We start from the raw sequence: 12,422 nt of genomic DNA, 5'->3' as shown, positions 1-12,422 counted from the left end.
GGAGTGGACAGCATGGAAGCAATGGCACAGCCAAAGTACAAGGGCAAACGCTATCGCCTGGACAAGCCGGAATTGCTCGCCCCGGCGGGTAATCTGGAAAAACTGAAATTTGCGGTGCATTATGGCGCCGATGCGGTATATATTGGGGGTCAGAAATACGGGCTTCGTTCAAATGCGGACAACTTCAGCTTTGAAGAAATGAAAGAAGGCGTGGAGTTCGCCAAGAAATACGGCGCCAAAGTATTTGTGGCAACCAACATATATGCGCATAATGAGGACATTGAGGGAATTGAAGCATACCTGCGAAGTTTGGAGGAAGCAGGCATTGCGGCAATCATCGCCGCAGATCCGGCAATTATTGAAGTGGCCAAACGTGCCGCGCCCAAGCTCGAAGTTCATCTGAGCACACAGCAATCCACGCTTAATTGGCAGGCCGTGAAGTTCTGGAAGGATGAAGGATTGCCGCGGGTTGTACTTGGACGCGAGGCGAGTCTGGAGGAAATCGCGGCGATTAAAGAGCATGTCGATATTGAGATTGAGGCCTTTATCCATGGCGCGATGTGCTCCTCGTTCTCCGGTCGCTGCGTGTTGTCCAATCATTTTACGGATCGTGATTCCAACCGGGGCGGATGCTGCCAATCCTGCCGTTGGAAATACGATTTGTTTGTGGATGGAAGAGAAGAGCAAGGCCAGTGGGTATCGGAAGAGCAGCAGTTGATGGAACAGCCGGCCCCTGCTCCGTCCCCATTCAAACCGGGCGTTACACAGATCCCGCTGTTCCAGCCGGAAGACAACCAGTTTACGATGGGGTCGAAGGATCTCTGCATGCTGGGGCATATTCCGGATCTGATTGAGGTGGGAATCGATAGCTTCAAGATTGAAGGACGGATGAAATCGATCCATTACGTAGCGACTGTGGTTAATGTATATCGACAGGCGATTGATTCCTATATGGCTGACCCTGATCATTATGTATTGAAGCCGGAATGGATCGAAGAAATTAATAAAGCGGCCAATCGACCGCTGAATACCGGGTTCTTCTATGATACACCGGACCATGAGGATCATATCTATGAACCCGAAGAGAAGGCGGTTCCTTATGACTTCGCCGGCCTGGTGATGGAGTATGACGAGAAGTCGGGAACGGCTGTCATTCAGCAGCGGAACCACTTTAAGCCAGGGGATGAAATCGAGTTCTTCGGACCGGAAGGAACCTTCTTTAAGCAGGCAGTTGGTCCTATTGAGGATGAGAATGGCAATGAACTTGATGCAGCTCGCCATCCTTTGCAGCTCATTCGCATGAAGGTGGATCAGCCGGTGCGCCATTTTGATATGATGAGAAAGCGTAAAGGATAACAAAATATAATTCTAAAGAACTACACAATTGAGAATCCGGGTCTGTGGATGGACCTTGGATTCTTTTTGTTTGTAAAAAAATTAGGGATTAAGAATTGTTTTTTTGCGAAAACCCAAAGGAAAACACCTCCAATTGTCGAAATAAAGAGTAACGAATACGTTTCAAGGGATTGGACCGACGTATTAATAATATGATTGTGGTAGGTGAACAGCTAATGTCAGAAGTTGTGCAGCATGATAAGAAGCCGAAAAAGGGCAAGAAGCCCGGGGGTACCAAAGAGAAAAAGGAAAAACCTTCGGCATCAACAGGGATACATACTGCCAAGTCGTTTTTTTCAAACGTGGGAACGGCTATAAGCCGGATGCCGATGAACCCGGCGAAATCCGTCGGAATCCGGTTGTTCCTGACCTTTTTGTCAGCGATTGTATTTTTTGTGATCGTCTTGGGTTATCTGTCCTACGATAAGGCGAAGAGCACGATTGAGAAGAATGCTGCAAACGGCAATCAGCAGACAATCATTCAGACCTCTGAGAAAATCGACATCATTCTGGAGAAGTACGAGAATGCCGGTAGACAAATCTTCTATGACATCGAATTGCAGAAGTTATTGTCTGAATACACGGATAAAAAGTTAAGCGATTACGACGCCTTTACGGTGGAGCGCAGCATTCGGGATAAACTATCCAATCAGATCACATCGGATTCGTCGATTCGAGCCATTTATTTGATCCCTACCAAGAGTGAGAAGATCATATCGGCAGGTCAAGCCTCGGAGTCTTCGAAAACCGTCCTTGAGCAAAGCTGGTATACCGAATTGAAGGAAGGCGACAAGAAGATTATGTGGCTGCCAACGATGCAGAACAGCGGGGCTCCATATTTCACGATCGCCCGTTCTTTGGGGTCTATGAACGATCTGACTTCAACGTATGTGGTGATGTTTGAGCTTAACGCCTCGGTGCTGGACACGCAGCTGAAGGGAATCAACCTGGGTGAGAACGGCCAACTGCAATTGATCAGTCCGGAAGGCATCGTTGTTTCCTCCAGCGAGTCCTCCATTGTGGGTTCGGAAACCGCCTGGACATTTGCGAAGGAATTTCCGGCCGACACCAAAACGGATGACGTAAGAACGAAGGATGAGGAAGGAAGAAGTGTACTGGCGGTTTATAATACGCTGAACACCAACGATTGGAAGCTCGTAGGATCTGTCCAAACCAGCGAGCTGACGAAGGATGCATCAAGCATACTGGTCATCACGCTTATCGTGGCTGCCATCGACGTTATTTTTGCTATTCTGATCGGGATTTGGATGGTAAGAATGATTGCCCGTCCATTAGGCAAGCTTAACCTGTTGATGAAGGAAGGCGCCAAAGGCAATTTGAATGTTCGCACAGACCATAAGAGCCAGGACGAAATCGGTCAGCTCTCCGCAAGCTTTAACGATATGATGGAGCAGATTACCGGACTCGTTCAGCAAACGAGCAATACCGCTCAAGAAGTGCTTAGAACGGCAACCGAGTTAAGCGATGCCTCGAAGAAGACGGCGATTTCCGCCAAAGAAATTGCCGTAGCAACCGAGGAAATTGCCAACGGTGCCAGCAGTCTAGCGGTTGAAGCCGAACGCGGCAGCGATCTGACCAACAATATCTCGAAGCAGATGCAAATGGTCGTTTCAGCCAACGAAGAGATGGGCAAATCGGCCCGTCACGTGGAAAGCGCGAGTGAGCTTGGAACGAAGCATTTGAGTGACTTGCTGGATAAGACCCATCAGACAGAGGATATGACCCGCTCGATGATGCACAAGGTCGATGGCTTGAAGGAGACGACTTCATCGGTTGTCAAAGTGCTGGACGTACTTCAGAATATTACAAAACAAACGAATATCCTTTCATTGAATGCAACAATCGAGGCTGCCCGTGCTGGGGCAGCTGGTAAAGGCTTTATGGTCGTGGCCGATGAGATCCGCCAGCTGGCAGACCAATCCAGACAGTCCATCGATATGGTCAGCCAGATTACAGACAAGATCATGACCGAGATGAATGAAACCGTCCAGGTATTGCTCGATGCGAATCCACTCTTCAAAGGTCAGATGGATGCTGTTAAGGAGACAAATGATATCTTCGTATCCGTTCAGCAGCAGATGGTCGATTTTATCGAGTCCTTGGATTCGGTAACGCATTCGATTGATGAACTGAATGAATCTCAGAATGTACTTTCGGAAGCGATGAGTAATGTGAGCGCGGTAGCCGAAGAATCCTCCGCAACTTCGGAAGAGGTGGCTTCTCTCTCTACAGAGCAGCAAAGCGTCAGCAGTCAGCTGGTTAATCTATCATCGCAGCTGGAGAATGTATCGAATGATCTCAAAGAGACCTTGTCTCGTTTTAGACTGTAAGATTAATTTCATAATTCAAAGGCTGTTCCATCAGTTTAAGCTGATGGGCAGCCTTTTTTTAACTTTAAAGAGGAAAACTCCATTCGCTGCAGCCCATGCGGTGAAGCCGCTGATTGAGCCAGCTTCCATATGGAAATAATGATGAGATAATAGACCATATTGGAGGAGCAAGACATGAGGCTTATCCGCAATAAGCGAATTACATACGGATGGCTGATACTCACGCTTTTAATCGCCGTATTGACGCTGCGTCTTGCATGGGTGCAGCTCGTGATGAAGCATCAGCGGGTTCCCGGCAGCCGGCATACGATGGTAGAGGCATCGCTGATCCAGAGGGAGCGGGGCATTGTGCTGGATTCCGGTCGCGGTCATTTTACGGATCGGAACGGAAAACCGCTCACGGGCAAACTCATCTGGGCAGCCGTGATGTTTCCTGCTGGCGAGCAGGAACTAAAGAACTCCCATCATCAGTTAGTGAAGCTGGCCCGTATACTGGGAACGAATAAGGATCATTTGATACAGACCTGGGGTAAGTTAAAGGAACCAGAATTGTGGCATGGGGACAATTCCCTCATTCCTCGTTCCTTAACCAAGGATGAGATTGCGCAGATTCAAGAGCTTGAACTTCCGAAACTCAAGGTTCTTCCTTATGAGCAGCGATACGGCAATCGCAAATCGGGAATGCAGTGGCTTGGGTTTGTGTCCGGTCAGCGTAAGGAAAGCCTGTTCTTTGACGATAATCCAGTGGTTACCGGAACCAGCGGATTGGAGAAAACGATGGATTCGTTGATACGGGGGCAAGGGCCGACCATCGTCTATTTTCCGGTTAATAGCACCAATGAAGTCATTCAGGATATCAAGCCCATGGTGAAGGCGCCTGATAATCGGTACTATCCGTTACGGATATCCACCACGATTGATATCGATATTCAACAAGGGATTGAGGCCATAACGGAAAAAGCGGGCATGAAAGAAGGGGCGGTAGTTGTGCTGGATGCCCGAAATGCGGATATCGTGGCCATGGTTTCAAGACCATTCTACAATCCGGAGCAGATTCATCCGAAGGGTGGTCAGTGGGAGAATCGCGGGTTGAAAGCAGCCACGCCAGGGTCCATCTTCAAGCTGGTCACGGCTGCAGCCATACTTGAGCATGGTTTAAGCTCTGAAGGCGAACATTTCCATTGTGATGGTGAATACGGTAAGTTCGGAATGTCCTGCTGGAAAAAGGGGGGGCATGGAACGATTAATCTTCGTGAAGGCTTCGCAGAATCATGCAACGTTGTATTTGCTACACTTGCGGAGAGACTGTCCGCTCAGCAAATGGCGGAGGCGGCCGCCGCACTGGGATTCGGGCAAACGGTAGGCTGGAAATCCCAGCAGTTTCTAGGGCTCCGTTCCTTTGCGCCATTGGATCATGAAGAGAAGGGCACGGTATTTTCCAGCTCGGCGGACGCCTCTGATGCAGGTGTTAGAGTCCAGACAGGCATAGGCCAAAGGGACGCTGCCGTATCCCCGCTGCAAGCCGCCAATGCGATGGTAACGCTGCTTCATGGCGGGGTGAAGACCCAGCCCCGTATTTTACAGCAGATCCGGTATGCTAACGGGCAATTGCTGCAAGATACGGATCCTTTAAAGGAGCGAACATCTGGAAAAGGTATTTCCCGGGAAACCTCATCCACTCTGCTCGAGTGGATGGAGGAGGTTGTCGAAGAGGGAACAGGCAGTACATTAAAAAATCGCCTATGGACTCTTGCAGGTAAATCCGGTACGGCCCAGGTAACAGTGGAAGGCCGTGCCCGAAACAACCAGTGGTTTGTCGGGTACGGCCCAGTGGAGAAGCCACGTTATGCCGTGGCTGTATTGGTTGAAAATCGGAGCCCGAACAGCAGCAATCAGGCAACCGACATATTCGGTCAGGTTTCCGATTTCTTGGCTTCGGTTGAATCGGCCTCCGGCTCTGCGTAAGAGCGGGACATGTCCCATGGAGACACATCGAATTCTTCGCTCGGCAGTCGGATCCACTGCTTCAGATATCCCTGCGTAAGCAGTTCCTTGATGAGAATCAGCAGGATGGGAGCCAGAATCAAGCCGGCAACTCCAAAAATGGACAGCGAGATCATCATAAAGGAAAGCATCAGAAATGCAGAGGATACGCCGATCGAGTTTCCCGTAATTTTAGGCTCGAGCAGCTGTCTGGAAATGACAACCACGGCAAGCAGCACGATCAAGCCAATGGCGAGTCCCGTGTTCCCGACGATGAACAAATAGGTAATCCACGGAATAAGAATAACGGGAACACCCAGCAGCGGCAATACATCGAACACAGCGCAGATGAGCGCAACGGACAGGGAATTTCCCGTACCTAATATCAGAAGTCCTATATATACAATAACAAAGGTAATGCTGACCAGTTTCATCTGAGCTTTTAAATAGGAGCCAATCGCCTTGAATACATTATCTTTAAGGAAAACAAAAGCGGTCTTGAGGGTTCTCGGCGTCTTGTCTTTGGCGATTCTCCGCCAGCTGCCGATCTCAATGCTCAGGAAGAAGGCAAGGATAATCGCAACCCCGAAATTCGCGATAAACGAGGAGAACGATCCCATAAATCCGACGACATAATGGAAAAATGATTCTGCAGCACCTTGGGCAAAGGTAGTGATGTCCTGGAAATATCCGTTCAGACGTTCTGTCAGATCCGGTGGCAGGGCGTCGAGCCTGGTCTGCAGGAATATGAGGGTTTCCGAAAAATGTTTTTGGATCGTTTGGGTGTAACCCGGCAAATTATCCTGCAGGTTCATGAACTGCGACACGATGAGAGCCCCTGCTCCGAACAGGACGCCCAAGATGATGAGCAGGAAGAGCAGAACGGATATTGCCGCGGCAAATGGTTTCGGGAGCCCCCTGCGGTGCAAAAATTTGGAGAAAGGCTCGATAATCAGGAAAACGAGGAAAGATAAAAACACCGGAGCCGCAATTTGGTACAGCTTGCTGAATATGAACATGATGAGGTAAACCGTAAGCACGATTAAACCTATATCAAAGGCGGTTCTCCAATATTTTTTATACAAGGGAAGCATAGTGGGATATCGGCTCCTTTATACTGTATTAATTGATATCATTGTACACGATTTGTGAAAAAAAAGCCTATTTCTTTAAGTGCTATGCTAAAATAATAATAGTGGGTTCATTAGAAAAAGAAATAAAAAGCGGGGAGTTAGCATGCAAACATTACTGCTATGGTTGTTTTACCTTTCATCTTTTTATGCATTTATTCCCGGCATCTTGACCCGGATATTTGGTTTCCGAGTATTTCGCAGGGGAACAGGCTCGAACGACTTTGCCTTAACCTTTGATGATGGTCCTGATCCGCTCTATACACCAAGACTCCTGGATCTTTTGAAGGAGTATAATATGAAGGCGACGTTTTTCCTGGTGGGTTCCCATGCCGAGAAACATCCAGAAGTTGTAAAACGCATTCATAGTGAAGGTCATCTGATCGGGATTCACAACTATGTCCACAAGAGCAATTGGTTCATGCGGCCGGTGACCGTCCGTAAACAAGTCAAGCGCACGGATGATATTATTTACTCCATCACCGGTGAACGATCGAGTTATTACAGACCGCCGTGGGGAATCGTGAATTTATTCGATTTTGCCAAGAATGCCGGCTGCCGCATCATCCTATGGTCTTCGATGTTTAATGATTGGCGGAGCAAGATCGGCGCCGACAAGCTGACCCAGCGAATGCTTTCCAAGCTTAACGGTGGTGAGGTTATGCTCCTACATGACTGCGGCACGACGATGGGGGCGAATCCCGATGCACCTGAGCAAATGCTGATCGCGCTGGAACGTGTTCTGAAAGTCGCAGAGCAGAAGGGAATGAGAAGCATCCGAATCGACGATATGATGGCAAAGGAAAGCAAAGCGAAAGCGAAGAAGCTGTCTCCTCTGAAGCGTATGATCGTCTCGTTATGGCTTCTGTGGGAAAAAGGATTTCATGCGGTATTTGCGCTCAAAACGGTCTCGCCGGCAGATCCGATGCTGCATTTCCGGAAGCGCGCTTTTACCGGCAAAACGGTTGTGATGGAAGATGGCAGCCAGCTTGAAAAGGGAGACCAGGTGCTGGAGCTCCATTTTGATAACAAAAAATTGTTTGAGATCGGCAGCCGCTCCCGTTCGGAAGTGCAGCTCGCCATTAAAATGATTCGTGCCGTGCAGAAAGATCTGCCTTCTCTGGCTAATATGGTATTGGAACGGCCTGAGTACAAGGATATCAAGGGATTGTATGCTGTAACCATGATTTCACGGGGACCGGAGCAATTCGGATTTCATGTCATGGATTTACCGCGGGGACTGTTTGCAAGCTCGTCCAGATTGTATCTGAAACTGCTGCTTAGCGTCATTCATCCGAAAGGGCAGGCCCGTCTTAAAGAGGGCAGTCAGATCATGGAGCCAAAAATGCTGATGATGCCGGTGGATGTTCTGATCGGGCGTTATGCTGAGCAGAAGAGTCAGGTTCAGCCTCCATCCGAGGAGCAGCAGGAAATACAACAGGAACAAGTGGCTGACCTGGCGGTTGCCGGTGCATCGCAGGGCATGTAGTTCATCGAACCGATGGTTTACTGTCATTATGTATGGATTATCTCATAGATGTAATGTGGATATAAAAAAGGGGTTATCCCCGCAGGCCTATCAATGCCTGCGAGGGATAACCCCTTTGCTTTGTATGAATGATAAATTAGATTTTCAATACGCCGCCTGAGCTGGCGTTCGTAACAAGCTTCGAGTAGCGAGCAAGATAACCGGTCTTCACTTTTGGTTCGAAGTCAACCCATTTACTGCGGCGTACAGCCATTTCCTCATCGGAAACGTCCAGCAATTGAATGGTCCGGTTATTCAGGTCAAGCTCGATGATATCACCGTCTTCAACGAAAGCGATAGGTCCGCCTTCCGCCGCTTCCGGCGAGATATGTCCGATGCTGATACCACGGGAAGCACCGGAGAAGCGTCCGTCTGTGATCAGACCGACTTTGGCTCCAAGTCCCATACCTGCGATCTGTGAGGTCGGCGCCAGCATTTCCGGCATACCCGGTCCGCCCTTAGGCCCTTCATAACGAATGACAACCACATGACCTTCCTTGACCTTGCCGTTGGCAATTCCGCTAAGCGCCTCGTCCTGAGAGTTAAAGCAGATAGCAGGCCCTTTATGGTATCCGCCAACCGATGGATCAACGGCACCCACTTTGATGATAGAACCTTCAGGAGCCAGATTGCCATACAGTACCGCGAGACCGCCGCGTTCGGAATACGGGGAATCGATCGGATGGATGACGTTCTGATCCTGGATTTCACAGCCCGCTACGTTCTCGGCCAGCGTCTTGCCTGTTACGGTGATGCAATCCCCGTGCAGTGCGCCCGGCTTCTTGAGAAGCTCATGCAGAACCGCGCTCACACCGCCTGCCAAGTGTACGTCTTCAATAAAGTAATCCGAAGCTGGAGCCAGCTTGGAGATGTGAGGAACGCGGTCAGCAACTTCGTTGATCCGCTCCAGCGGGTAATCGAGACCGGCTTCTTGTGCGAGAGCCAGCGTATGAAGCACGGTGTTGGTGGAGCCGCCCATCGCCATATCCAGCGCAAACGCGTTGTCGATTGCTTCAATGGTTACGATATCACGCGGCTTGAGGTCCAATTTGACGAGCTCCATCAATTGTTTGGCGGATTGCTTGACGAATTCTTTACGCTCTTCGGCGATGGCAAGAATGGTACCATTACCCGGGAGAGCAAGACCCAGCGCTTCGGCTAGACAGTTCATGGAGTTGGCGGTGAACATGCCGGAGCAGGAACCGCATGTTGGACAACCGAATTGTTCCAGTTCCAGGAGCTCATCATCATTGATTTTGCCGACCTGGTGAGCGCCGACGCCTTCAAATACGGAGGTTAGGGACAATTTGCGGCCTTTGCTGTCCACGCCGGCTTTCATCGGCCCGCCGCTGACAAACACCGTAGGGATATTGACGCGCAGGGCACCCATCAGCATGCCGGGCGTGATTTTGTCACAGTTCGGGATACACACCATGCCATCGAACCAGTGAGCCGATACGACGGTTTCCAGGGAATCCGCTATGATCTCGCGGCTTGGCAGCGAGTAGCGCATGCCGATATGACCCATGGCAATTCCGTCATCCACGCCGATGGTGTTGAATTCGAACGGAACGCCGCCAGCTTCACGGATCGCTTCCTTCACGATTTTACCGAATTCCTGAAGATGCACATGACCCGGAACGATGTCGATGTAAGAGTTACATACGGCGATGAACGGTTTGCCGAAATCCTCTTCCTTAACGCCTGCTGCACGCAGAAGGCTGCGGTGCGGCGCGCGGTCAAAGCCTTTTTTGATCATGTCTGAACGCATTTTTTTGGTTGTCATGATGTCGATTTCCCCCCAGATCTATTATAAAATTGTTACGCTTTAGCGCGGTCTTCCGGCAAAGCAGCCGGGTACCTGTAATCAGCGAATAGGTTTTAAATGAGTCTATCACAAAAAGGTAGGTTTTTCTACATGATATTAATAGGAAGCGATGGAAAGACGCCAGCTGTGATGGCATGCAAAGAGCCTGTTTCCCTTGGGTGGAATCAGGCTCCTTTTTGAGTGGTGATGCTATTTCTTGCCGCCTTTGCGGCCAATTTCCTGATAGAATTCACGATTATGATTCCGCGAGGTGGCTTCGCCGCCCTTTTGACCGATTTCCTGGTAAAACTCGCGGCTATGGTTCTTGGACGTCGCTTTGCCGCCTTTTTTACCGATTTCCTGGTAGAATTCTCGGCTGTGTTTTTTCGCGGTCGCTTCGCCGCCAAGACGTCCTGCTTCTTCGCGTGTCATCTTTCGATTGCTGTTGTTTGCCATCACAGATCACTCCTTTACCGTCGTATTTGCTATGCGTATATGTTACTTACCACGGCTTATTTGTCATGAATCAAAACATTCGACTAAAGATTGGTAAATTTCCATTTCGGATCGATTTCAGAGTCCGGCGTTATTTCCGCTTAAATCAGAGTTTATTTCATGGTTTAATAAGAGTATGATCAAGAATAGGATAGGGAGGTTTTTTAACATTGCCGTTTGTTCAAGTGAAGGGACGAACCGTTCCCTGCAAAGGGATTTTGTTTGATAAAGACGGAACGCTGCTCCATTTTATGGCGCTGTGGGGAGGATGGGCCGATTATGTGCTCAAGTTCATGGAGGAACGGCTGGGATTAATGGGAGCCGGCTTCACGCTGCCGAAAGAGCAGGTGCTGGGCACAAAGCATGATGCAAGCGGACGTGTGACGGGGTACGACGTTCAGGGTCCTCTTTCCATGGGTACCGTGGAGGAGACGAACGGGCTGCTGGCTTGGCAGCTGTACGCTGCAGGAATGCCCTGGAACGAAGCGATTATGCAGGTCCATCAGATTACGAAAAACGCCATGTATGAGGTTCGTCAGCAGAAGCCGGCATTCCCGATGCCCGGGCTGGAGAATTTCCTGAAGAAATGCAGCTTGGCGTCCGTGAAGATGGCCGTGGTTACTTCGGACGACACCTCTAATGCCAAGGAACAGCTGGAGTGGATGGGGCTACACACTTCCTTTACAGCCATTTTGGGAAGAGATCAGGTTCGAAACGGCAAGCCGCACCCGGAAATGACGGAGACCGCTTGCCGCCTGCTTGGGATTATGCCCGAGGAAGCGGTGGTGATCGGTGACAGCAACGCGGATATGCAAATGGCGAAGCAAGCAGGCGCCGCTCTGGCTGTGGGTTTAATGACAGATGAAGGGGAACCTGTACATCTGACAGATGCCGATGTCGTCATATCCGATTATAATGAATTAGACGTGTACAGGTAGACGTGTTATTTTAAGGGCTGTACGGAGGTGTAAAAGAGTGGAGAACAGGGAAAAGATCGAGCAGTTGGCAACATGGATCGAAGCGAGCGACTACATTGTTTTTTTCGGGGGAGCCGGTACCTCCACGGAGAGCGGGATTCCTGACTTCCGTTCGGCAGCGGGACTATACCAGAGCGAGCACCAATCTCCGTATCCGCCGGAGGTCATGCTCAGCCACACTTTTTTCATGAAACATCCGGAAGTGTTTTACGACTTTTACCGAAGCAAGATGCTTCACCCGCATGCGCAGCCGAACGGCTGTCACCGGTTGTTGTCGAGACTGGAGCATGACGGTAAGCTGAAGGCGGTGATCACGCAAAATATTGACGGTTTGCATCAGACCGCGGGATGCTCCGAGGTGCTGGAGCTTCATGGCTCTGTGCACCGCAATTATTGCATGGATTGCTCCCGGTTCTACAGCCTCCAGGATATTCTGGACATCAAGGAAACCGTCCCGCGCTGCAAGGATTGCGGAGGACTGGTGCGTCCGGATGTCGTGCTGTATGAAGAGGAATTGGATCAGAACATCATCATGCGCTCGATCCAGGAAATATCGACGGCAGATTTGTTGATTATTGGCGGGACTTCCCTGACGGTACACCCCGCTGCGAGTTTGATATCCTATTTTCATGGGAGCAAGGTAGCTTTGCTGAATGCAGATCCAACCCCTTACGATCACCGCGCAGGCCTTTTGATTGCAGATCGGATCGGTCAGGTCTTGACGCAGGTGGATAAGCTGATTAACACGTAACGGCG

General features: G+C 49.9%; 8 protein-coding genes and 1 pseudogene. 6 read left to right on the top strand and 3 right to left on the bottom strand.

What is annotated here, in order from left to right; all coding sequences use genetic code 11:
* The first annotated feature begins 12 nt into the window (after positions 1-12).
* The 3 genes from ACQKPA_RS25095 (at position 13) to ACQKPA_RS25085 (ending at position 5,711) form a co-directional block, all read left to right on the top strand.
* Positions 13-1,356 carry a peptidase U32 family protein gene (locus tag ACQKPA_RS25095; protein WP_427495203.1) on the top strand — a complete coding sequence of 448 codons (1,344 nt, stop codon included), beginning with the start codon at positions 13-15 and terminating at the stop codon, positions 1,354-1,356.
* Positions 1,357-1,571: 215 nt separating this feature from the next.
* Entirely contained in the window at positions 1,572-3,746 is a 2,175-nt protein-coding gene (locus tag ACQKPA_RS25090; RefSeq protein WP_427495202.1) for a methyl-accepting chemotaxis protein, read from the top strand.
* A 174-nt stretch (positions 3,747-3,920) separates the two neighbouring features.
* Positions 3,921-5,711 (top strand): peptidoglycan D,D-transpeptidase FtsI family protein, encoded by a 1,791-nt coding sequence (locus ACQKPA_RS25085; RefSeq protein WP_427495201.1) that lies wholly within the window; start codon positions 3,921-3,923, stop codon positions 5,709-5,711.
* Here the strand turns inward: ACQKPA_RS25085 and ACQKPA_RS25080 are convergent.
* Positions 5,660-6,823: an AI-2E family transporter gene (locus tag ACQKPA_RS25080; RefSeq protein ID WP_427495200.1), complete on the bottom strand. Its 1,164-nt coding sequence runs from the start codon at positions 6,821-6,823 to the stop codon at positions 5,660-5,662. The two genes, ACQKPA_RS25085 and ACQKPA_RS25080, sit on opposite strands and share 52 nt — an antisense overlap.
* A gap of 142 nt (positions 6,824-6,965) precedes the next feature.
* Here ACQKPA_RS25080 and ACQKPA_RS25075 point away from each other — a divergent pair, with 142 nt between their 5' ends.
* Positions 6,966-8,348: a polysaccharide deacetylase family protein gene (locus ACQKPA_RS25075; RefSeq protein ID WP_427495199.1), complete on the top strand. Its 1,383-nt coding sequence runs from the start codon at positions 6,966-6,968 to the stop codon at positions 8,346-8,348.
* A 136-nt stretch (positions 8,349-8,484) separates the two neighbouring features.
* Here ACQKPA_RS25075 and ilvD read toward each other — a convergent pair whose 3' ends face one another.
* Both ilvD and ACQKPA_RS25065 read right to left on the bottom strand, forming a co-directional pair.
* Positions 8,485-10,173, bottom strand: a complete 1,689-nt coding sequence (gene ilvD, locus ACQKPA_RS25070; RefSeq protein ID WP_427495198.1) for a dihydroxy-acid dehydratase — start codon at positions 10,171-10,173, stop codon at positions 8,485-8,487.
* 237 nt (positions 10,174-10,410) lie between these two features.
* Positions 10,411-10,650 (bottom strand): annotated as a pseudogene (locus tag ACQKPA_RS25065) (KGG domain-containing protein); the annotation flags it as partial.
* A 209-nt stretch (positions 10,651-10,859) separates the two neighbouring features.
* On the opposite strand from ACQKPA_RS25065, the gene ACQKPA_RS25060 reads away from it, so the two are divergent.
* Positions 10,860-11,627, top strand: a complete 768-nt coding sequence (locus ACQKPA_RS25060) for an HAD family hydrolase (RefSeq protein WP_427495197.1) — start codon at positions 10,860-10,862, stop codon at positions 11,625-11,627.
* 37 nt (positions 11,628-11,664) lie between these two features.
* Positions 11,665-12,417, top strand: a complete 753-nt coding sequence (locus tag ACQKPA_RS25055) for an NAD-dependent protein deacylase (RefSeq protein WP_071222794.1) — start codon at positions 11,665-11,667, stop codon at positions 12,415-12,417.
* Positions 12,418-12,422 lie beyond the last annotated feature (5 nt).

This window comes from Paenibacillus sp. NPDC093718 (assembly GCF_050279985.1).
Classification (GTDB): Bacteria; Bacillota; Bacilli; order Paenibacillales; family Paenibacillaceae; genus Paenibacillus_AQ.
Note: the sequence above shows the minus strand (reverse complement) of the source record. Positions and strands in the feature narration are given on the sequence as shown.